Annotated in this window: 17 protein-coding genes and 1 pseudogene; 8 read left to right on the top strand and 10 right to left on the bottom strand. The window is 71.8% G+C overall.

All coding sequences use genetic code 11. The annotated features are described in order from the left end of the window. Nucleotides 1-236 precede the first annotated feature (236 nt). Both Sm713_RS40090 and Sm713_RS03775 read left to right on the top strand, forming a co-directional pair. Nucleotides 237-353: pseudogene (locus Sm713_RS40090) on the top strand (30S ribosomal protein S18); the annotation flags it as partial. A gap of 49 nt (nucleotides 354-402) precedes the next feature. Further along, nucleotides 403-963, top strand: coding sequence for a GNAT family N-acetyltransferase (locus Sm713_RS03775; protein WP_212908260.1), 561 nt, complete (start codon nucleotides 403-405; stop codon nucleotides 961-963). 66 nt (nucleotides 964-1,029) lie between these two features. On the opposite strand, the gene Sm713_RS03770 is transcribed toward Sm713_RS03775, so the two are convergent. The 5 genes from Sm713_RS03770 to Sm713_RS03750 form a co-directional block, all read right to left on the bottom strand. After that, nucleotides 1,030-1,800, bottom strand: coding sequence for a trans-aconitate 2-methyltransferase (locus Sm713_RS03770; protein ID WP_212911758.1), 771 nt, complete (start codon nucleotides 1,798-1,800; stop codon nucleotides 1,030-1,032). Nucleotides 1,801-1,869: 69 nt separating this feature from the next. Continuing rightward, on the bottom strand, nucleotides 1,870-3,108 hold the full coding sequence (locus Sm713_RS03765; protein ID WP_212908259.1) for an aminotransferase class V-fold PLP-dependent enzyme: 1,239 nt from the start codon (nucleotides 3,106-3,108) through the stop codon (nucleotides 1,870-1,872). Beyond that, on the bottom strand, nucleotides 3,105-4,439 hold the full coding sequence (locus Sm713_RS03760; protein WP_212908258.1) for a pyridoxal-phosphate dependent enzyme: 1,335 nt from the start codon (nucleotides 4,437-4,439) through the stop codon (nucleotides 3,105-3,107). The genes Sm713_RS03765 and Sm713_RS03760 overlap by 4 nt, the downstream gene beginning before the upstream one ends. Next, nucleotides 4,436-5,941, bottom strand: coding sequence for a Y4yA family PLP-dependent enzyme (locus Sm713_RS03755; RefSeq protein WP_212908257.1), 1,506 nt, complete (start codon nucleotides 5,939-5,941; stop codon nucleotides 4,436-4,438). The genes Sm713_RS03760 and Sm713_RS03755 overlap by 4 nt, the downstream gene beginning before the upstream one ends. 1,117 nt (nucleotides 5,942-7,058) lie before the next feature. Further along, the gene (locus Sm713_RS03750; RefSeq protein ID WP_212908256.1) at nucleotides 7,059-8,327 is read right to left on the bottom strand and encodes a GMC family oxidoreductase; all 1,269 of its coding nucleotides are present in this window, start codon (nucleotides 8,325-8,327) and stop codon (nucleotides 7,059-7,061) included. 44 nt (nucleotides 8,328-8,371) lie between these two features. Between Sm713_RS03750 and Sm713_RS03745 the strand changes: the two genes are divergently transcribed. Then, nucleotides 8,372-8,800, top strand: coding sequence for a hypothetical protein (locus Sm713_RS03745; RefSeq protein WP_212908255.1), 429 nt, complete (start codon nucleotides 8,372-8,374; stop codon nucleotides 8,798-8,800). 305 nt (nucleotides 8,801-9,105) lie between these two features. Next, nucleotides 9,106-11,280, top strand: a complete 2,175-nt coding sequence (locus tag Sm713_RS03740; RefSeq protein ID WP_212908254.1) for a SpoIIE family protein phosphatase — start codon at nucleotides 9,106-9,108, stop codon at nucleotides 11,278-11,280. A gap of 135 nt (nucleotides 11,281-11,415) precedes the next feature. On the opposite strand, the gene Sm713_RS03735 is transcribed toward Sm713_RS03740, so the two are convergent. The 3 genes from Sm713_RS03735 to Sm713_RS03725 form a co-directional block, all read right to left on the bottom strand. Beyond that, complete coding sequence (locus Sm713_RS03735; protein WP_212908253.1) at nucleotides 11,416-12,600, bottom strand: type III polyketide synthase; 1,185 nt, start codon at nucleotides 12,598-12,600, stop codon at nucleotides 11,416-11,418. Nucleotides 12,601-13,137: 537 nt separating this feature from the next. After that, on the bottom strand, nucleotides 13,138-14,589 hold the full coding sequence (locus tag Sm713_RS03730; RefSeq protein ID WP_249416504.1) for an ATP-binding protein: 1,452 nt from the start codon (nucleotides 14,587-14,589) through the stop codon (nucleotides 13,138-13,140). 232 nt (nucleotides 14,590-14,821) lie between these two features. Further along, complete coding sequence (locus tag Sm713_RS03725) at nucleotides 14,822-15,433, bottom strand: SMI1/KNR4 family protein (RefSeq protein ID WP_212908252.1); 612 nt, start codon at nucleotides 15,431-15,433, stop codon at nucleotides 14,822-14,824. A 659-nt stretch (nucleotides 15,434-16,092) separates the two neighbouring features. Between Sm713_RS03725 and Sm713_RS03720 the strand changes: the two genes are divergently transcribed. Beyond that, on the top strand, nucleotides 16,093-16,779 hold the full coding sequence (locus Sm713_RS03720; protein WP_212908251.1) for an ankyrin repeat domain-containing protein: 687 nt from the start codon (nucleotides 16,093-16,095) through the stop codon (nucleotides 16,777-16,779). A 232-nt stretch (nucleotides 16,780-17,011) separates the two neighbouring features. Here Sm713_RS03720 and Sm713_RS03715 read toward each other — a convergent pair whose 3' ends face one another. Together Sm713_RS03715 and Sm713_RS03710 are read right to left on the bottom strand one after the other, a co-directional pair. After that, on the bottom strand, nucleotides 17,012-17,686 hold the full coding sequence (locus Sm713_RS03715) for a hypothetical protein (RefSeq protein ID WP_212908250.1): 675 nt from the start codon (nucleotides 17,684-17,686) through the stop codon (nucleotides 17,012-17,014). Nucleotides 17,687-17,972: 286 nt separating this feature from the next. Continuing rightward, nucleotides 17,973-19,535 (bottom strand): glycoside hydrolase family 20 protein, encoded by a 1,563-nt coding sequence (locus Sm713_RS03710; protein ID WP_212908249.1) that lies wholly within the window; start codon nucleotides 19,533-19,535, stop codon nucleotides 17,973-17,975. A gap of 455 nt (nucleotides 19,536-19,990) precedes the next feature. Between Sm713_RS03710 and Sm713_RS03705 the strand changes: the two genes are divergently transcribed. The 3 genes from Sm713_RS03705 to Sm713_RS03695 all read left to right on the top strand — a co-directional run bounded on the left by Sm713_RS03705 (nucleotide 19,991) and on the right by Sm713_RS03695 (nucleotide 21,994). Further along, complete coding sequence (locus Sm713_RS03705; RefSeq protein WP_212911756.1) at nucleotides 19,991-20,566, top strand: 2-oxo-4-hydroxy-4-carboxy-5-ureidoimidazoline decarboxylase; 576 nt, start codon at nucleotides 19,991-19,993, stop codon at nucleotides 20,564-20,566. 547 nt (nucleotides 20,567-21,113) lie between these two features. Beyond that, nucleotides 21,114-21,494, top strand: coding sequence for a succinate dehydrogenase, cytochrome b556 subunit (gene sdhC / locus Sm713_RS03700; RefSeq protein WP_212908248.1), 381 nt, complete (start codon nucleotides 21,114-21,116; stop codon nucleotides 21,492-21,494). A gap of 5 nt (nucleotides 21,495-21,499) precedes the next feature. After that, complete coding sequence (locus tag Sm713_RS03695) at nucleotides 21,500-21,994, top strand: succinate dehydrogenase hydrophobic membrane anchor subunit (RefSeq protein WP_212908247.1); 495 nt, start codon at nucleotides 21,500-21,502, stop codon at nucleotides 21,992-21,994. Nucleotides 21,995-22,021: the final 27 nt, after the last annotated feature.

The raw sequence follows: 22,021 nt of genomic DNA, 5'->3' as shown, positions 1-22,021 counted from the left end.
ACCCTGCTGATCCCCCTGTACGGGCGCGCGATGGAGAACCGCAAGGAACACCCCGCGTTGGGCGACGCGCGGGCCGACGCCGCCGCCGCGCTCGACCGCGACCTCGCCCGCTTCGACAGCATGCCGAGCGTGACCAGCGCGGTGCCGCGATCCTGCCGCTGCGAGAGGTGGGAAACAGAGTTCCCCACGGCCCACCTGGCCGGCACCGTCGTGGCGCTCGACACCCTCCCTCCCCCCGGGCGCGCGGTCGCCGCGTCACCCGCGTCACGGCCCAGCAGCAGCGCCAGATTGCCACGGCCATCAAGGACGCGCGCGAGATGGCCCTGCTGCCCTACTCCGGCAAGCGGGACTGACGTGAGGCGCGCCGAGTCTGCCGGCGGCCCGTCTGGCAGGCTGCTCGCCATGGCAACGCACGAGACAGTGAAGGCGCCGGAGCTCACGCAGTTCTCCCAGGCCGCTGAGGTCGGCCCTGCCCTCCGGCAGGAGCTTGTGGACTGCTGGGTGGCGGTGGTCAACACCGGCGGGGCGGTCATCCCGCACGGTGTCCCGGTACCACCGCTCGGCACGCGGGAAGTCCGGCCGGTGCTGGACGAGATCGCCGAGGGACTCGATCCGGGGCGGAGCAGGATGCTCGTGGCCACCGGCGAAGGCGCCGTCGCCGGCTGGTTGCTCCTCCGCCGCGACCCGCACCCGCTCGTCGCGCACTGCGGCACCGTCAACCACCTCCAGACACACCCGCGCTTTCGCGGAAAGGGCCTCGGCTCCGCGCTGATGCACCGAGTGCGCGGTATCGCCCGCGACGAGATGGGCCTCGAACGGCTGAGGCTCACGGCGAGGTCCGGTCTGGGCCTTGAGGACTTCTACCGGGGGCTGGGCTGGGTGGAAGTCGGCCGATGGCCGGGGGCGCTGCGCGTGGCCCCCGGCGACGACCGCGACGAGATCCTGATGAGCCTCGCCCTCTGACGCCCACCAGCAGTACGGCCCCGCCCGGAGCTCGAACCGTGCGCAGGAACGGTGCCCAGCACCGCATCAGTCCTTGAGCGCGACCAGGACCTGGCTGTCGCCGACCTGCCAGACCGGCGCGACGTGGCGAAAGCCGGCCTGCCGCAGCAGTTCGGCATGGCCGGCCGCGCTGAGGGGGCCGGCTGCGCCGTCACCGCCGCCTCGGGTGCGCTGCCGCCGCTCCCGCTCGGCGAACAGATCGGCAAGCTCGGGGTCGCGGGCCGCGGCGGCCCACCAGGACTGCCAGTCCTCGCAGCCGTGGTCGCCCGCCCGTTCGGCCCGGCGGCGGCCCACGTGCGCGGTGAGCGCCGAGCAGGCGGGGCCGTCCTGCGGAAAGTGGTCGCCGTTGACAAGGACGCCTCCGGGACGCAGGAGCGCCGCGAGGTGCCGGTAGGTGCCGAGCAGGGTGGGCTCGGGGAGGTAGTGGAGGGCCGTCGTCGAGACGGCCGCGTCCAGCGGCCGGTCGAGTTCCAGCGCGTCGCACCAGCCGTCGTCGCCGATCACGGCCTCCACGTAGCGGGCGGCGTCCGCGTGGTGGGTACGGCCGAGTTCCAGCAGGAGCGGGTCCATGTCGACGGCGACGATCTCCGCGCCCGGCAGACGGCCGGCGAGCCGCACCGCCAGGGACCCGGGCCCGCTGCCCATGTCCAGCAGAAGCGGGCCGTCACGGCCGGCCGTGACGTGCTCGACGATGTCGGCGATCACGGTGAACCGTTCCTCGCGGTCGACGGCGTAACGCCGCTGCTGTCGTTCCCAGCGTTCCACCCACACCTTGGCCGTCGCCATGCTCACGCCCATCTGACCGGGTCCCTTCATCCGTCTCTCACCTGTCGGCCCGACCACTCAATCTACAGGTGGAAACGGTTTTCATTCGCATTGTGGGCTCAGGGACGCGAGCAGCGCCAGCAGACGGTCCACCTCCTCCACCGTGTTGTACACGTGCAGGCTGACCCGCACCGAGCCCGCCTTCCTCTCGTCGGCGCCGGCCTGGCAGAGGCTGTCGGCCTGCACCATGAAGCCCTCGCTGAACAGGATGAAGCCGAGGTCGTCGGAGGGGACGTCGCGGTGCCGGAAGGTGACGATCCCGTGGCGCCGCTGTGCGGCGGGGAGAGGGGAGTCGGCGGCCAGGCTGGACTGGCAGCCCAGGATCTCGTACCCCTCCAACCGTCGCAGTCCGTCCGTCAGCCGGGTCGTCAGGGCGGCGGTCCACCGCGTGATCCGGTCCGTACCGACCGTGTCCAGCCAGCCGAGCGCCGCCTCCAGCGAGGCGATGCCCACGGTGTTCGGGGTGCCCTGCCAGCCGCCGGGCCTGAACGCCGGGCCGCGGGCGTTGCGCGCCCAGAGGGCCCCGGTACCGGGCAGGGCGAAGGCCTTGTGCCCCGAGAAGGCCACGAAGTCCACGTCGAGCGCGGACGGTTCGACGTTCACGGGAAGGTGGCCGACGCTCTGGGCGGCGTCCAGGCAGATCGGTACGTCCGGGCCGACGGCCGCGCGGATGCGGTGCACGTTCATGTCGCCGCCGTAGACATGGTGGACGTAGGTGGCGGCGACGAAGCGGGTGCGCGGACCTACGGCCTCGGCCAACGCGCGTTGGTCGTAGTCGCCCGACTGCTCCTGGTACGGCAGTGCCCGCACCCGCACGCCGACGCCCCGCTCCGCCAGCAGCTCCCGGACCTCCAGCCAGGGATCCAGGTTCGCCCGGTGATCGGCGAAGGGAACGAGGATCTCGTCGCCGTCGGTGAGGTAGGAGGCGAGCCAGTCGCGAGCCACGCTGCGCAGTCCCTCGGTGGCACCGCTGGTGAAGTGCACCGTGGACCGATCCGGATCCGGGTCGCCGAGGAACTCCCTGACCCGCTGCCGGGTCCGCTCGACCAGCTCCGTCGTCGCGTTGGCCCAGGGGTAGGTGCCGCGTCCGGCGTTGGCGTTCGCCGTCACGAGGTAGGTCTGCACGGCGTCCAGGACGGTCTGGGGCTTCTGGGAGGTGGCCGCGCTGTCGAGGTAGGCCAGCTCGGGGTGGGCCGTGAGGATGGGGAACTGCGCCCGCACCCCCCGCTGCCACTTCGCCACCTCCGGCCCCACCCCGAGCAGGGGATACTGCGCGCTCATTCCCGCACCAGCGGCGCACCCGCGTCCCGCCACGCCACGACGCCGCCGGTCAGGCTGCGGACGTCCGGGTGGCCCATCCGGGTCAGCAGTGCCGCGTACCGGGCGGACTTCTCACCGACCGGACAGGCCAGCAGCACGGGCCTGCTCTTGCTGAAGGGGAGTCCGCCGCGGACGAGTTCGTCGAAGACCTCGTCGACGATGTTGACCGATCCCTCGATGTGCAGTGCCGCGTAGGCGTGCGGGCCGCGCAGATCCACGACGAGCGGGGCGGGCTGTCCGTCTGCGATCCACCGGCGCGCGTCGCCGGTGCCGATGGTCTTCGCCCCGGCTGCCACGTCGGCGTCGGTGAGGTCGGAGACATGGTGTCCACGGCGAGGCGCCCCGAGGAGTTCCGGGCGGCGCTGCCGCACATAGCTGAGGTAGCTCTCGGCCCGGTCGCAGACGATGAAGACCGCGGTCCGCCGGTCCGAGTCCGTCAGCTCGGCGTCGACCAGGCGCAGACGGCGTACCGCCCCCTGGTAGGCGGCACCACCCGTCGGCCCGGACAGCAGGCCGCAGCGGCGGATGAGCGTCAGCATCCCGTCGATGGCCTCCTGCGAGGTCACCGGCTCGATCGTGTCGTACGTCGCCGGGTCGAAGAGGCCGACCTGATGCACCTCGTCGATGGTGCGGATGCCGGGGATGAAGTCCGACTTGTCGGCGACCAGGCCCAGGACCCGCACCCGAGGGTCATTCTCGCGCAGTACGCTCGCCACCCCGGTGGACGAACCGGCCGTGCCCACGCAGGCGATGAACCAGTCGGGCGCCCGCCCGTCCAGGTCCTTGACTATCTCGGGTCCGGTGCCTGTGGCGTGCGCCTCTGTGTTGCGCGGGTTGAAGTACTGGTCGGTGTGCAGGTACGTGCTCCCCGGCTCCGAGAGGGCCTGGTGGAAGCGGGTCAGCGGGTCGTCCGTGTCGGTCGGGTCGAGGCACTCGCTCTGCCCTGGAAGTTCCTCGATCTCCGCGCCGAGCAGCAGGAGCAGTTCCTTGATCTCCGGGACCCGCATCCGGTTCGTCACGCTCTTGAACGTGAGCCCGTGCATGCCGGCCAGGAGGGCGAGGGCCTTGGCCGTGTTCCCGCTGGAGAGCTCCACGACCGTCTCATCGCGCTCGGCAGCAGCAGCGAGGTGCGGGCGTGCCATGTTCCAGGCGGGCCGGTCCTTGACCGAGCCGAAGGGGTTGAGCATCTCCAGCTTCGCGTACAGGTCGATGTGGCGCAGACCGTGCACCGCAGGGTCGATGCGCACCAACGGTGTGTTTCCTATGACGTCTGTGATGCTGTCGTACCTCATGACAGGACTCCGCCCCCGTGAGAGATCGGCCAGTACTCCTCGTCCGGACACCAGCTCCACGAGCCGCCCTCCCCCGTGACCGCGACCGCCCGGGCGACCGGTTGCCGCTGTGCCTGGTGTGCGTGGAAGTCCATCGCGTAGCCGGCGGTGTTGGCGAAGGCCAGCAAGTCCCCAACACGCGGCAGGCGGGGAAGGAACACCATGCGACGCGTGATGAGGTCCGCCTCCAGACAGAGGTTGCCGACGAGGAACACCCCCACCGGCCCAGCGTCGCTCTCCCCTCCTCCCCCTCCGGGCCGGGGGAGCAGGACGGGGTCCACGAGCACGCCGTGCTCCTCCAGGCTCATGTCCCCCGCGTTCATCGCGAGCCGCACCACATAGTCGCCCGTCCCCTCCCCCATGCGCCGTACCTCCAGGACCCTCGCCAACGACGCCCCGCACTGATCGATGAGGGCCCGACCCGGTTCCACGCTCAGGTCGAAGAGGTGCTCCAGCAGCAGGGTCGCAGGAGGCCGACCCAGCAAGGGAGAGGCCAGCGAGAGCAACTCATCGAGGTAGCCGGCACCGGCGTCGGGCCGGTGCGCCGGGTACAGCGCCGCCGCCCCGCGCAGCGTGCCGGCCTCGTTGCGCAGGCCATAGCCGTACCCGCGCCAGGTGAGGGCCGGACGGGTGCCGAGCACCGCCTCGGTCAGTGCCGTGGTGTAGCGGTTCCACTGCCCCGCGTCCGCGACGTAGCCGACCCCGAAGCCGCCGCCGATGTCCACCACGCGTGGCGCCAGACCCCGGGCACGGCACTCGTCCATGACCATCAAGCACTGCTCGAGGGCCCGAACCTTCTCCGCGAGCCCCGTGGTGTCCAGGTGGTAGGCGATACCCGTCAACTCCACGGCATCGCGATGCCGTTCGACCGCGGCCAGCAGCTCGGCCGCCTCCTCGATCGGGGAGCCGAAGCGGCTGCGCCGCGACAGCAGGCGCACGCCGGACGCGCCCGACGCCGCCGCGCCCAACTCGAATCCGGACAGGCGCAGCAGGACATCGGTCCGGGGAAGCCCGTACTTCCGTACGATCTCGGCCAGTTGGTCCAGTTCACCGGGAGAGTCGAGGTTCACCGTCACCCCCGAACGGGCCGCGAGCCACAGGAAATCGGGATCCTTGGGACCGGTCGCCATGATCCGATCCGGCGTGAAACCACATGCCAGGACATGTTGCAGCTCGCCCAGCGAGGCGACATCAGCACCCACCGAAGCCGAATCCTCCACCGCCAGCCGCCGCACCAGCGCACTCGACCGGTTCGCCTTGTGCGCGAAATACACCCGCCCCGACAGGTGATGGTCGCGGTAGACGGCGCGGAATCGTCGGACGTTCTCCGCGATCCGCTCCGGCAACAGGACGTTGAGAGGGGAACCGAGTGCATCGACGAGTGGGTGAAGGAACTCTCCTGCGTCCAGGAGCGAGGAGAGCGGAGGTTCCAACCGTGGTAGCAGATACAAGGGCTCACTCATGACAACCCCTCCCTCCCCCATACCGGCCGACCATGACTTCGACAGCCCGTTCGAGCGTAATAATTTTCCTCCCACAAGGGTGTCCAAGCTCCGTCCCAGGACGTCATGCAGTGACCCTCGGGAGAGGCCGAGGGTCTGCACGGGCCCGATCGCGATGAGGTGACCTGAAGAACGAGGCGGACGGGCCCGGCCGTTGGCCCTGACAGAACAGGGCAGCAGGCGGACCCATGGCCGCTGTCGCCTGCGACCGCGGAACTCAGCCAGGCGGCGCCCCGGATCGGAATGAAGGAGCGGACAACGGCGTGGACGCTCTCACCGCCCCCTCCAGACGCGCGCGGCAGCGCACCGAGATCATGAACACGATTGTCATTACCCAGGGGATGGCTCCGTACACCCCGCAGGTACCGAGAACTCCATCCAGTGCCGGCGAGGGGCAGCCCGACCGTCCACTTCTGGCGCGGTGGCCCGCAGCGGTTGGTCGCATGACCAACCCGTGACCGACAGCGGTCAGGAACAGTTGGAGACACCCAGGTGAGGGCCGACCTGGGCGGAAAGCGAGAACCCGAGCCTCGGCGACAAAATGACTGGTCAGAGGCCCCTTATACCCTGGGTCAGGCCAGGGGTGGCGGTCGCGGCCGTTGCCACCGGCGGGCCCCCACGCGATCAGGGGTCGACGTGCGGGCCCGCCGCCAGAATCGGCCCGCGTGACCAACCGGCAGGCATTCTCATGGGGGCCTCCCCAGCTTGATGCGCGGCGCCGCCCCGGAAGCCAGTCCCAGAAGCCGGCTTGCGGGCCCCCTGGGCGCGGCGCTTGCCGTACTGGGCCATGGTGTGGCCCGGCAAGTAGTGCCTGACGTCCGCAGAGACCTCCACCGGGCTTTCCCCCGCAGCCGATCCAGGTCACCGCGATCTCCGTGATGCGGTCCAGCGAGACCTGACCGACGTGCTCGCCGACCCGGCTCAGCATCGGATCCGCGCGACGGACGTGCGGTGCGTCCGCCGTGATGCCGAGGATCATCGCCGCATCCGGACAAGCCCCGGCGGCCGTGGGCGCCGGCGGCGCCTTGATCGCCGCCGGGTCCCGGCTGCGCTGTCCGCCCGCACGGCACCCGGCGAGTCACGTGCCGTATACGCGCTGGAAGAGGTACTCCGCCGTCATGATGGCCGTCAGGTTCGTGGCGGTGGCCGGAACCTCCGGGAAGATCGAGGCGTCCACGACCCGCACGTTGGCGACTGAGTGGACGGCGCCCACGCTGTCCACGACTGCCCACTCGTCGTCGTCGCCTCCCATGGGCACGGTCGACGTCGTGTGCTCGTACGAGCCGAGGTTGTCGAGGATGTGCCGTTCGAGCTCCGCGTCGTCCCGCACGGTGTCGCCGGGCAGCAGCTCGAACTCCGCGACCTCCGAGAACCGCTCGCCGGCGCCGATGCGCCGGCAGAGCTTGACGGCCTCCACCATTCGGCGCCGGTCCCGCGGCTCCGCGAGGAAGTTGTAGTCGATGACCGGTGCGTCCCTCGGATCACGACTGCTGAGCCGGACGGAACCGATCGAGTCCGGCCGGATGATCGACACGGCGAGAACGATGGCGCCGCCGGTGGGGCTGGACTCCGGCTCGATGAGATGGGTCGCCGAGATGTGGATGTCGAGCTCGTCATCGGCGGCCTCGCTGGATCGGGTCCAGATCAGCGCCCCGCCGGGCGGGGTCATCGCGAGCTTGCCGGGGCGCAGCGCGTACACGTTGTAGAAGAAGGGCTGGTTCTGCAGGTGCAGGCCGACCGGGAGGTCGGCTACGACGGGGATGCCCAGCGAGCGCAGGTGGTCGGCCGGCCCGATCCCGGAGCGCATCAGGATGGCGGCACTGCCGTAGGCTCCGGCGGACAGGATCACCTCGTCGGCCGTGAACTCGGTGCCGTCGGTGGCCACCACTCCTCTGGCGACATCCCCGTCGAGGATCAGCCGGTCGATCTCCGTGCCCCCTCGGAGGGTCAGATTGGGGCGGCGGCGGACCCCGTCGGACAGGTAGGCCATCCCCGTGTTCTGGCGTACTCCCTCCAGCACGTTGAGCTGGTAGGCCGTCACGCCGTTCTGCCCCGTTCCGTTGACGTCCGCCAGGCGCTCCAGCCCCTCACTCACCGAGGCGTCGATGAAGGCCCTGACCGACGGGGTCAATTCTTCACGGCGCATCTGGTGGATGGGGAGTGGCCCTGAGCGGCCACGCAGGCTGTCGTCCCCCGCGGAGGTGTTCTCCAGCCGCTTGTACGCCTCCAGCATCTCGGAGTCCGTCCAGCCCGAGAGGTCGCGGGCACGCCAGCGCGCGAAGTCCACCGGGCGGGCTCGGAGCGCGACCCCGGCGTTGACCCCCGGAACTGCCGCCGAGTGCGCCACAGGTTCAGTGGAGTGTCCTCGGGGCCGGCGACGGAGTGTTCCACGTGGAAAAGCGGCTGCCTCGTGCCGGCCTTGACGTCACGGCCGAGCGGTGTGCGAAAGGTGTGCGCGCCGAGGAAATACGCCCGACGGCCGGCGTGGTCCAGTTGCACGTGCTCGATCACCGTGCCGAACTGCTCACTGTCCAACCACAGTTGTTGCTCCGACACGCGAGTGAAGTTCTCAAGGCGACCGTGGTACTCGCTCTGAAACCGTTCGACGCTGCCAGGGCGGACCAGCCCGGGCAGATAGATATCAGGTGCCGAAGCCTTCTTGACCTCCATGTCCCACAACGACGCCCCGGTCAGGTGAGCAGCCGGCTCCACAGCGTAGTGCCGGTGCAGCACATCGTTCACATCCACGGCAGGGAGATCGATGGCGGTGTTGCCCTCCTCCTCCCACGCCTGGTCGAACAGTGCCGCATAGTCGTGTGATTGAACCAGTCCCATGGGTGACCACCGCCCTTGACAGTGCGGTTTCTCGTCTCCTCTTCATGAAGGCAGGTCTTACGACGTTTTGACAGCAAACACCCGGACGGTACGCCCCGCCGGCACAAGCGGTCACCGCTCGCGCCCGCTGTGCAGTCGGCTTTGCAGGAATGCGGGCGAGTGTTGCAATGAAAGTGCGTGATCGGATCTCGGAGCTTCATCGCACGGATTCGGGCAAGCCCGCGGACATGAATCTGCGGATATGAATCCGCGGACATGTGCCGGGTCGTCCAGTGAGCTGGAAGAACCGCATGGACACACCGTCGTTCCCCTCGTCCTCGGCGTCGTTCGGCCTGGTCGGTCGCGCCTTGCGGGACTACATACGGCAGCACGGACCGGACGCTGCCGAGGGGTCCGCCGGGTCCGAAAGCGACCGGAGCGAGATCACGATCCCCCGCCCCGAACGCACCGGTGACGCCGAGGAGCAGATCCTCGGCGCGGTCAATCTGGACCGGGATCTGCGCATCACCCGCTGCAACCTGGACGCTCCGGCCTTCGAGGGGCTGACCGTGGAGCCCGGGAACGACTTCGTCGACCTGTTGCCTCCCGGGGACGTGCCCACGGTGACGCGCCGGCTGCGGCAGGTCATCGAGACGGGGGAGGCGCACGTCGCCCGCGTCCAGCGCCTGCGCCGCGACGACGGCTCGGAGTTCGTCGTCTCCTTGAGCATCCTGCCGGCCGCGACGCCGCAGGAGGGCCTCACCGTCTCCCTGATCGCGATGGCCAAGAGGCTGCACCTGTACGCGTCCGAGACCGCGATCGGGACGTCGCTGGACATCGGCGAGACCGCCCAGTCCCTCGCGCAGTCCCTGCTGGCCTGGGGGGACGTGGTCGCCGTCGACCTCGACTACGCGGTGTGGTCCGGCGAGGCCGTCATCGAGCAGGCCCGGGAGCGCATCCGGCTCAGGCGCGCCGCCCTGGTACCTGACCGGGTGTGGCCCGCGGGCTACCGGATACCGGGCGACGACCTTCCCCGCGAGGCCGTCCGCCTGCTGTCCCTCGCGGTCAGGCGCGACGACGTCGCGCAGGCCGTCGTCATTCCGGACCGCGAGACGATCGAGCGCGCGCTCGGCAGTCGACGGCTGGTGAGCGCCCTGGTCCCCACCGACCGGCCGGTGAGCTTGGCGTGCCTGCCGCTGGTCCTGGACGGCTCCGGAGGGGGGCCGCCCGTCGTGCTGGGCGTGGCGGAGGTGTGGCGGCGGCCGGACCGCCCCTTCCACGACAGCGAGCTGCTCGACCTGCAGGAACTGGTGGCCAGGACGGCCCACCACGTCGATCTGGCCCGCCAGCACCATCGCGAGCACGCCCAGGTGCTGGCCCTGCAGCGCCGGCTGCTGCCGCGGGGCCGGGACGACACCATCGAGGTCGCCACCGTCTACCAGCCCACCACGCCCGACAGCGCGGGTGTCGGCGGGGACTGGGTGAACAGCTTTCCGCTGCCCGGCGGGCGCACCGCACTCGTGGTCGGCGACGTCGTCGGGCACGGCCTGGGCGCGGCAGCGGCGATGGGCCAGGTCAGCATGGAGGCGCGCGCACTGCTCTCGGCGGGGTTGGCGCCCGACGAGGTGCTGGGGCATCTGGACGAGACCGTCACGATGCTGGACGACGCGGACGCCGGCCTGGCGAGCGGGTACAGCGCGCTCGGCTCGACGTGCTGCATCGCGGTGTACGACCCGGTCAGCCGCCAGGTGGTGGTGTCCAGCGCGGGCCACCTCCCGCCGGTCCTCGTCCTGCCCGACGCGACCGCCGAGACGCTGACGGTGCGCCCCCACCCAGGTCTGGGTGCCGAATTCGCCCTACGGGAACCGTTCGACGTGCACACCTTCGACGCGCCCCGGGGCTCGCTGCTCGCGCTCTACACCGACGGCCTGGTGGAGGATCCCGCGGTCGCCATCGACGAGGGCGTCGGCATGCTGCGGCAGGCCGTGAGCCGGGTGCATCCGTGGGACGATCTGCAAGGGGCCGCGCGGCGGGTGGTCGCCGAGCTGGCTCCGCAGGGCCGGCAGCGCGACGACGTGACGCTGCTGCTCGCCCGTATGGCGGGCCGCCACGAGCGGGACACCGCGGCCTGGCGCCTGCCCGCCCGCGACGACGCGCCCGCCCGTGCCCGCTCGCTGGCCTCGGCGCTCCTGCGGAGGTGGAGCGTCCGGGAGGACACCCGTGACAGCGCCCTGCTGCTGATCAGCGAGCTGGTCACCAATGCCGTGCGGTTCGCCACCGGGCCCGTCAGCGTGCGGCTGATCAGGACCGGGCACGGCCTGCTGTGCGAAGTGGGCGACACCGGCAACGGCCGGCCGCGCATGCGGCGCGGTGGGCCGTTCGACGACAGGGGGCGCGGCCTGCGCGTCGTCCACAAGCTCACCAGGCGCTGGGGGGTGCGGTGGACCGACACCGGCAAGGTCGTCTGGGCGGAGCTGGCCTGCTAGCGGAGCCGGCCTGCCAGCGGGACGGGCGTTGCCGTGTCGGCCGGCCCGGCGCGGTGACCGGCGCGCCCGGCCGAGGCACGAGCCCCCCGTGTGCGCGCCGTGGCGTTGCGTGACCCGGCAGCGGCTTCCCGCGCGCTACAGCCACTCCCCCTCCACGGCCGTGGCCGTGAGCCCCGGCGCCGCCGCGTACAGCACCGTGCGGCTCCCGGCCTTCTGGCCGGCGTCGTGCGCGCGCCGCAGGATGTCGAAGACGGCGGCACCGCCGCGGTTTCCGCTGGTGTAGCTGTCCCGGCTGTGAGCGAGGAGCCCGGGCGGCCAGGTGTCGGGCATGGTCTGCTCCATGTACTCCAGCACCCGGGTCCCGCCGGGGTGCGCGAGCAGCAGATCGGGGTGCCAGGGGCGGTCGTCGTCCTGGTGGCGCAGGCGCAGCCACTCCCACATCGCGGTGACCGTGTCCTGCACGGCGCGCGGCCCGCGCCGGTCCATCACGAAGTGCGTGCCGTCGGCGCGCGTCTCCAGCCGGTGCAGGTCCCGGGTGCCGGGCAGGGTGTGGTGCCAGGCCGCGTCCAGTCGCAGCACGGACTCCGGGCGGGGGCGGCCGGTGACCACGGCCGCGACGGCGGTGTCGGCGAACAGCAGGCGGACGATCAGGGACTCCAGGCTGTCGTCCGCAGGCTGGTAGGTGGTGCTCAGCGCCTCGGATATGACGACCAGGACCACCCGGTCCGGATCGGCGGCCACCAGATCGGCCGCCAGCGCCAGGCTCCGCGTCCCGGCGATGCAGGCCCACTGCGTGGCCGGGAGGAGCAGCGTGTCACCGTGCAGCGGGAGCCGGTTGGCCAGTGCCACGTCCAGGCCCGGCAGTGCCGGGGTGGTGGAGTTGCTGGTGATCAGGCAGTCGACGTCGGCGGGGTCCAGTCCGGCGATCTGCAGGGCTCCGCGTGCGGCTCGCTCGCCGTACGCCTGCACGGCCGCCCAGGCGGGCGCGGTGCGCTCTTCGACGGTCTGAGGTGCGGGTATCGCTTCCAGGGCGGCGATCGCGCGGTCCACGTCCTGCTCGGCGAACCCGTCGCGGGCCAGGGCCTGTCGGGCCTGTACGGGGCCGGGGGTGCGCAGGCCGCTTCCGCCCGCGGGCGCGACGGCGGCCTCCAGCGGCAGCATCCACCTGCGGGAGGCGATGCCCGTGCCCGCGGCGATACCGTCGATCCGCGGCAGCCACGGCACATCGGGGTGCCGGTCACGCACCTCCGCCAGGATCTGGCCGGTCTCGACGGCGTGCTCGCCGTGTATCACCGCGGGAGGGCACAGGTAAGCGGTCAAGACTCACACCTCTCTACACAGAGCTACGGAACGCCATCAGCGCCAGGGCACGGGTCACCTCGACGGTTCGCCCTCGGATCGGCGCCTTCGCCAACCCCCTGAGGGCGTCACCATCCGCTTCGAGAATGCCCCCTAAACGGACAATTCTTATGTGACCCATGCAACTCAAGTGGGTTCCGATGCGTGTGAGACGAGGCACATCGCATCCGTGCGAGATCACGTGAGTTCCGTGCAGCTCGCTCCGTTTGGCTCGCTCCGTTCGGCTCGTTCCGTTCGGCTCGTTCCGTTCGGCTCGTTCCGTTCGGCTCGTGGCCTCGGCGTCGGCGAGGGGGGTCGTCCGGACGACCCGCCCCTGAGCGTCGAGCCGCTGCTGGAAGCACGACTGGCTGACCAAGCTCCACCTGGTCGCGGCCGGCGCCGGCATCACCACGGCCACACCGACCCTGCTGCCCGCCGTCCCACCCGGCGTGCGCCTCGTGCCCGTCGAAGGCGCCGCGGAGGAGATACGACGCGCTCACGGCACGGGGTCGATTGACGTCACCCTGTTGGGGCTGCGGCGTGACCTGCGGGGATTCCGCCAGAGCTGCCGTAGAGGGTGGGCAGATCGACCAAGAGGAGATCGTCACGGCGGTTGGCCAGCTCGACGAGGCCGGGGTAGAAGCCGTGCAGTGAGTACAGGGCCAGAGTGGTGGCAGCGGTGTCGTACCCCTGATCCGCGAGCAGGCCACGGATACGTTCCAGACGCTCCAGGTCACCGGTCCCGCGGCGGGCGGCGGTCGCCTTGGCCTCGCCCAGCAGCGCGATCCGCGCACGGGGGGCCTGCGGGCGCTCGCCTGCGGCCAGGGCGATGACATCGACCTCGTGCTTCGTCCGGGCGGCCTGGTCGGCGACCTCGGTGGTACCGACCGGGCCGGGCAGCCCACCGGGCAACAGGGTGTGGGCGTAACGGCGTGTGAAGTCGCGGGCCAGGTCCTCGAAATGCGGCCCGAGGATCTTGGAGTTGAAGGTCGGAGCTGCCTGCTGCCACACCTGCTCGGCGAAACCCTGCTCCACTGCGGCAGCCTGCGGGAGAGTGATGAGCTGGTTGAAGCGGATAACGGGGTCAGCGAGCGTGATGACGGGATGCCTGGAGCGAAGGATGTCCTGCTCTCGCCGGATGTAGCCGGTGGATTCCAGCACTCCGAGCGGGTGAGCGACGGCGTTGCGCGGGCGCTCCAGGGCGGCACCGATCTTGCTGGGCGTGGTGGCGCCCTGCGCGATCGCGGTGAGGATGTCGTAGTACAGCGTGTGCTGGGTGATCCTCGGCTCCTCGCGCAGCAGGTACTCCGTCTCGGTACGCGAGTACACCGCCCGCCCCGGGTCCAGGAGCGTCCGGGTGAGCCAGGTGTCGAAGCCGTCGTCCGGATGTGGCCGGGCGGCCACCGACCGGTAGCCGGGGGCTCCGCCCAGGACCGCGTGCACCTTCAGCGCGGTCGGCAGGTCGTCGATTCCCCAGAAGGCCCGGCTGTCGCGGTAGTCGAAGGGACCCAGCCGGAGATCGACCACGGCACGTCCGCGCAGCGGCTTGGTTCCCGAGAGCAGTTCGTGCATGACGCTCATCGCGGAGCCGCACAGGATCAGCCGCGGGCCCGGCCTCGCATCGGGCCGGGCACCCCGCTGGCGTTCGTCGTAGAGCTGTTGCAGCAGCCCCGGGATCTCAGGCGAGTGCTGGAGCAGGTACGGCAACTCGTCGATCACCAGCAGCGGGTGCGGCGAACGGGCGGTCACCTCCAGGGCGTTGGACAGGACGTCACGCCAGTCGGCCAGGCGCAGGTTCCCCGGCCGCAGGCCGGCATGGGCGGCGACCGCGTCGCTGAACCGCTGGATCGCGGGCAGCCGCCCCTCCTCCCGTACCGCTGTGACGTACAGGCCCCCGACCTGCTCGGACAGAGCCTGCAGAAGGTACGACTTCCCATGGCGCCGCCGCCCCGACACGATGCCCAGCCGCATGGCCGGATCCGGATCGGTGAGGAACTCCGCGAGCAGATCCCACTCCCGGTCCCGATCGACCACGTCGTCCGGCTTTGCCGGCAGGCTCTCCAAGACTCGCCCTCCTCCACACGACTGCGACGAAGTACGTCTAAGTCTACTTTGACAGAAACCGTCGTACTGGAATTGGTCACCGAATCACGTCAGCGGGCTTCGACTGTCGAACCCGCGTGCGGGCCCGCCGCCAGGCAGGTCAGCCGCCCGTGAGATGCCTGCGCCAGCCGTCGTCGACGGAGACGGACGGGGTGGCCCCGGGGAAGCCCTTCGACAGTCCGCCGCAGGGCTCGATCTCGCCGAGGACCAGGCCCGCGAGGTAGCCGGTGAGGTCCCGCTCGACCTCGACCCAGACGTCGTCGGCACCGCACACCACCACCGTCCACGCCTCGGGCCCGTCCGGATGGGTGCGCCAGTAGAAGGTGTCGCCGTCGATCGAACCGCCCCACGGGATCAGGCCGCGCGGCCGGGGGTAGGGCACGTGCCCGCCGGAGTCCCTGGTCAACCAGCAGTCCTCCAGTTCCTGGAGGCACTCGCGGGTCGCGTCGATGTACCAGCGCTCCCAGCCGGGCCAGGGCATCCGGATGCCGAGCCGGTTGTCTATGACGAGTCCCTGGTAGCGGCGGACCAGTTCCACGTAGTCCACGGGCAGCTCGGTGCCCAGCTCGTCCGCGATCAGCTTCCAGTCGACCGCGCAGCCGGTGCCCGGACTCCGGCTGCGCAGGCCGTGCCCGGGCGCCCCGACGCCAGGCCGTGGTGCGATCAGTTCCGTTAACGCGGGCAGCGCTCTCTCCAGCATCTCCAAGGACATCGTGACCCGCCCTTCCCCACCCATGTGTCCGCCGGTGGCCGTGGCCACCGCACGGACCGGGCACCGGGCCCCCCGCGGGCCCGGTCGTGCGCCCGGTCCGGCGGCGCCACGCGGCCGCCGTCGCGGCCGCCCGGTTCTTGCGATGACTAGCGGATGCGCCTGCGGAAACGTCACGCGCGCCGCGCATACGCCTGCGGTACGCGCGACCCGGCCGTCACAGCCGCCTCATGGCGGCTCACCAGGGGCTGTCCGCCCCGGAGCCACCACGGTCGGCCCACCCGATGGTGGGCGTCAGCGTACTCGCGCCCCGGGCGGCGTCTCACCGGGCCCGTACTCCGGCGTCACGGCCTGACGGCGCCGGAACGGTTCCGGGCGGGGTCGGCTGGGCCCTGTCGTCGAACTCCCGCCGTTCGCCCGGAGGGCGGGCCGCGCGGCTCCCCCACCGCCATAAGGGCGTGGGCGGTGCCCCCAGTGCGTGCTCTGGGGGTCCCCCCGGCCGAAGGCTGGGGGAGTGCCGGGTGCAAGTCCTCGTACTGGATGTACGTGGGCTTACGCCCGGTGCGGCGAGTGGGGGCACCTCCCACGCCTTTCAGGCAGTGGGGGAGTGCATGGCGTCGCGCGGCAGACGGGAGTTCGACGACAGGGCATAGCGTTGCCGGATGATCAGCATGGAGTGGGACGGCCTCACGGACCGGGAACGCTTCGGCACGTGGTACCGGGAGGGGCGGGACCGGTTCTCGGACAGGGCCCGGGACGCCGACTGGGAGGGTGTCTTCGAGGAGTTGGGGGAGCATCCGGGCTGGGTGAACCTCCCCCGGCCCGGGAACCGCAGCGGCTTCGCACCGCTGCACCAGGCGGCCTGGCACGGCGCGGACTTCGCCGTCGTCTCCCGGCTGATCGCGCACGGCGCCTGGCGCACGCAGCGCGCCCGGGACGGACGGCGCGCCGTGGACGTCGCGCGGGAGCAGGGGCGCACGCATCTGCTGGAGCTGCTGGAACCGGTCGAGGTGCGGCGGCTCCCCGCGCCCGCGGAGATGCTGGAGCACCACTTCCACAGGCTGCTGAGGGAGCGGACCGGCGGCGCCTTCGAGGAGATCGAGCACCTGCTGCCGCCGCTGGCCCCGCTGACGGAGGGGCCGGCCGTGGAGATCCGCTTCCCGGTGGTCGGCATGATGGGCGGCTTCACCTACCGCCTGGAGCTGGACTACCTGCACGTGCACGGCCACTCGCGGATGGACGCCGACGACGGGGACCACTACCGGGTGACCCCGGAGGGCTGGTCCAGGATGGAGCGCCCGCGCGTGCCGCCGCCCCCTCCGCGCGCCCCGAAGCCGCCCGCGCCCTGATCGGGGCTCGGCCCCGGCCCACCTCAGGGGCGCGGGGCTGTATCGATGTGCGGCTCCGCCGCGTGGGCGCGATCAGCCACGACTGGGGGCACCTCCCACGCCCTTCAGGCAGTGGGGGACGTCAGGTCGCCACCGTCCCGAGGGGGGCTGGTTCTGTCGCAGCCGGACCGCCAGCGGGTGGTGGGTTGCTCGCAGTTCCCCGCGTCGCGCCGGGCGCCGGGGCGCCCAGGCCTCAGCGCACCCGCGCCCTGCGGCTCACCGCCGCGCGCAGGATGCGGCGGCCCTCCGTCGTGACCTCCAGCGCGTGCCGGAGCGCTCCGGCGCCGTGCTCGGCCATCATGGTCAGGACGTCGGTCTGGCTGCGCAGTTCGGACGCGGCCAGCGGGGTGATGCCGTCCGTGCGGCCCTCCCGGTACGCGGCGACGGCCGCGGGACCGTCCTGCGTGCCGTCCATCAGTGCGTGGACGCGCAGGGCGGCGAGCGAGCAGGCGTCGGCCCAGGCGTTCAGCGGGGCGTGCCCGGAGGAGGCGGCGCCCGTGGCCGTGACGGTGGCGGCGGCCGTGACCGGGGCGGCCGACTCGCCCGGGAGCGCCTCGGGCGCGGTGCCGAGCATCCTGAGCACCAGCGCCCGGGCCTCCTCTCGCGCCGTCCGCACGCCCGTCGCCACGCCGCCCGCCGGCGGATGCGGGCCTCCTGCCGCGCCGACCGGCTCGGCCACCGCGCCGAGGGCGACACGGGCCTCGGCGAGCCTTTCCGGCCAGCCCTCGCCCTCGGCGATGCTGGTCCACAGGGGCCGCAGCACTCCGTCTTCACCGCCCAGCAGCGGCGTACACCGGTCAAGGCAGGCAAGACCGGCTGTCGCCAATCCCTGATCGTTCGCCTGAGCGATCAGTGCCACCAGGCTCATGACGTCTTTCCTCTCCGAAATGGGCACGTCCAGGACTGCGTGCACCACTACAGGAACGTCACTTTCATAGCGGTTCGGCGGCTGAAAACCCACCCCGGGTCGTTCTGGGCGGCCTGTTCCTGACCCCGCGGATCCCGACTCGTCCCCCTATATCAGCCCTGACCCGGCCTCATCGTTCATCTCCTCTTCCACCGGCCCACGCACGGGCAACCGCCCGGCCGCCCAGCCGGCCGTCCGCCCAACCACCCGTCCGTTCAGCCGCGCGTCCACTCAGCCGCGTGTCCGCTCAGTCGCCCAGACGCTGCCCGAGGGCCATGAACTCGTTCCAGGACAGCGGTGGTTTCCCGGGATCCCAGAGCCTCTGGACGAGGGCCCGCAGCGGCATCCGGATGCCAGCGGCCACCTGGTCCTCGGTCTGCGCGTTCGCGTCGTCGCACCAGACGGCGAAGGTCGCGCCGAGCACCTGGCGGTCGTACTTCGCCGGCACCGGCTCGGTGCCGCGCACGACCAGCGGGGACCAGTCCTGGTAGATGCGCCGGCCGGTGGGATAGGGGAAGTGGTGGAGCTGGCCGAGGATGTAGTAGAGGAACTCGTCGTTGTAGTTGATCACCCGCCGGCCCTCCTTCAGGAAGTCCACCGGGTCACGCTCGTCAGGCTCGCGGCCGGTCCAGTACGCGACCTGGATCGCCTTGTCGAGGTGCACCACGCCGTCCGCGGGGAAGCCGTCGTCCCAGGCGCGCACGGCGGTGCGGTGGGCGCGGTGCAGGGTGGCGTACCGGTCGTTCAGCCACCCGGCCGTGAGGTCCTGGACCCGCGCCTTGCCGCCGTACCTGCGCTTGGCCGCGGCGGCGAGGGCGGGGTAGGCGGTCCCCGGGTCGCTCGACATCAGGGGGACGTACTCGTCGCCGCCGAGGTGCCACTTGCTGCCGGGGAAGAGGCGGGCGTACTCCTTGAGCAGGTCGTCCACGATCCGGCCGGCGGCCGGGTTCGCGATGTCCACCGTGCCGGCCGGCGCCCTGCCGCCCGCGCCGTGCAGCTGGAGTTCGGGGTGGGCGCCGATCACCGCCCCGAGGTGCCCCGGGGAGTCGATCTCCGGAACGATGCTGATGTGCCGCGCCGAGGCCAGCGCCACGAGCCGCTGGACCTGGGCCTTGCTGAGGTGGTCGCGGGAGACCACCTCGGGGTGCGTGGCGGACTCGATCCGGAAGCCCTGGTCGTCGGAGAGGTGCAGGCCCAGCTCGTTGTACTTGAGGTCGCCCAGCTCCCGGACCAGGTTCTCCAGCCAGCCAGCCGTGAAGGGCTTGCGGGCGATGTCGAGCATGAAGCCGCGCACCGGCTTCGCCGGGCCGTCGCGCACCTCGCCCTCCGGCGCGGTGCCGCCCGCGTGCACCTCCTGTTTGAGGGTGCGGGTGCCGTAGAAGACGCCGGCCTGGGCCGGCCCCTCGATCCGCACCCGGCCGTCCCGCACGCGGAGCGTGTACGACTCGGGGCCGTCCCCGGCGCCGGATGCGAGGTCCAGCTCGACGTCACCGGCGCGGGCGTCGGTGTGCCCCGCGTAGTGCAGCTTCAACTCGCCGGCGAGCAGCCGGCCCTCGTCGGCCAGCCCGTCGTCCCCGACGACCACGCGGCCGTCCGGTCCGGGCCGCCAGCCGGGGCCGTGCGCGGGCGTGGCGGAGCGTACCGAGGGGATCGTGCGGGGCGGCTTCGAGAGGGGGAACGAACGGGTGGCGGTCGGGGCGGACGAGGAGGCGCCCGACTGCCCGCCGCTCGACGACCACAGGGCGAGTGCGAGGGCGGCCGCCCCCGCGACCAGGACACCCCCGGCCAGGGTGACGGTCCTGCCGTTCATCGGAACTCGCCCTGTCCTTCCGTCGCGTGCGCCCGGCGGCACCGGACGCCCGGCGTCCGGCACCGACCCTAGGGGCGGGTACGGGGAGGTTGTCCACCCCACACCCCGAAAGGTCCCGTACGGGTGAAATTCGTGCACCGGTCGGGCGGTCCACGCGCGGCGTCGCTAGCGTGACGCCACTTCTGTTTGCACCCGCCGGGACCCGACCGCCCTTCTCCGCCATCTCCGTACCGGCCCCCTGAGCCAGGCTCTCGCGGTGGCCTCTGTACCGTTTCTTCAGGCCCGTCCACACCGTCCCGGCCCCGAGTCGCCACACCTTCCCCACCACCGATCCGCGCACCGACCGTCCCACGCACCGCGCACCGCCCTGACCAGCGCCGCGCCGTCCCGCATCAGCCGCGCCGTCCGTCCCCCCGCGCCGCGACGTTCCACCCCGTGCCCGCCGAGGAGTCACGCTGGCCACCGACTCTCCCCTCCGCCACCCCGGTTCCCGGGCGATACCCGCGACGCCGCGGCCCGCCCCCTGGGCCCCGGGGATAGAGGGGTTCAACACCGCGCCCACCGACGCGGTCACCCTTGCGCTGCTCGGCTGCTGCGCCAGCCCCGGCTGGGCGCGGCGGATCGTCGCCCACCGGCCCTACCCGAACGTGGGCGCGCTGATGGCCGCCTCCGACGAGGCGGCGTACGACCTCAGCCCCGACGAGCTGACCGAGGCCCTGTCCCGCGAGTCCCTCGCGCTGCCGCCCGGCGCGGGCTACTCCGCCGCGCACACCGCGCTGAGCGCGGCCCACGTGGCGTACGAGAACAAGTTCGGGCACGTCTTCGTGATCTGCCTGGACGACTTCCCGCAGGGCGAGGCGCTCGACCAGGTGCTCGCCGGGATCCGGGCACGCCTCTCCAACGAACCCGAGGAGGAACGGGTGCTTGCGGCGGAGGAGTTGCGGCGGCTCGCGCGCGGGAGGATCGCGCGGTTGGTGCGCGAGGGCCCGCGCACGGGCCGCGGAACGGCTTCCGCGGCGCCGGTCTCTTAACGTCGGCGGTCCGCCCCTCTCCCCTCCTCCACCACACCGGCCGGTGGCCCGGCCACGACAGGAGCTGCCGCTTCGGGACGGTGGCGACCTGACGTCCCCCACTGCCTGAAGGGCGTGGGAGGTGCCCCCAGTCGTGGCTGATCGCGCCCACGCGGCGGAGCCGCACATCGACACAGCCCCACGCCCCTGAGCAGGCCGGGGCGCAACCCCACGTAAGGGCCCGCCCCGCAAGGGGCGCGGGGAACTGCGCGAGCAACCACCCACCCACAGGTGGTCCGGACGCGACAGAACCAGCCCCCTCGGGACGGTGACGACCCGACGGCTTCGTCGCGGCTGTCCCCCGGCTCCCCGCGCCCCCATGGGGCGCCCCTCACCCATACGTGCCGCTTTGCCGCGCGGATGGACCAGCGCCGCCGTGTGGCGCCGGCCCCGGCCGCGGCCGTTCCTACGATGGCGGGGGCCGGTGACCGTACCCGGCCGGGCCCGAGTCGGCGGTGCGTCACAAGCGCGGCGGCGGGCTCCCGTTCCCCTACCCGGAGGGTGCTACGTGCCGGCTGGAACGCTGTACCGCGGCCGGGAGGGCATGTGGTCCTGGGTCGCCCACCGGATCACCGGGGTGCTCATCTTCTTCTACCTCTTCGTGCACGTCCTCGACACCGCGCTCGTGCGGGTGTCGCCGGACGACTACGACCGGGTCATCGCCACGTACAAGACCCCCGCGGTGGCGATCCTGGAGTACGGCCTGGTCGCCGGCGTGCTCTTCCACGCGCTGAACGGCGTGCGGGTGATCGCCGTCGACTTCTGGTCGAAGGGCGCGCGCTACCAGCGGCAGATGCTGTGGGCCGCCGTCGGCCTGTGGGCCCTGCTGATGGCGGCCGCCATCTATCCGGTGCTCGGGCACGCCGCCCGCGAAGTGTTCGGGAGCTGAGTGCGATGCCGACCAACGTCAGCAGCGGCGCGCGCCGGCCCTCCGGCATCGGCCCCGTGGAGGGCGGCGGAGCCTACGACGCCGAGCACCCCGCACCCGTCATCGAACCGCCGCGGCAGCGCACCGCGACCACGCCGAGCTCCACGCGCGGCAACTGGGAGATGTACGGCTGGCTGTTCATGCGGGTCTCCGGCGTGATCCTGGTGCTGCTCGTCCTCGGCCACCTCCTCATCCAGCTCATGCTGGACGGCGGGGTGTCCCGGATCGGCTTCGCGTTCGTCGCCGGGCGCTGGGCCTCGCCGTGGTGGCAGGTGTGGGACCTGCTGATGCTGTGGCTCGCGATGCTGCACGGCTCCAACGGCCTGCGCACGATCATCAACGACTACGCCGAGCACACCGCCACCCGCCTCTGGCTGAAGGCGCTGCTCTACACCGCGACGGCGTTCACCGTCCTGCTCGGCACCCTGGTGATCTTCACCTTCGACCCGGACATCACCTGACCCGCGCCCCGCGGCCCGACCGACCCG

This window comes from Streptomyces sp. TS71-3, from assembly GCF_018327685.1.
Lineage (GTDB): Bacteria > Actinomycetota > Actinomycetes > Streptomycetales > Streptomycetaceae > Streptomyces.
Note: the sequence above shows the minus strand (reverse complement) of the source record. Positions and strands in the feature narration are given on the sequence as shown.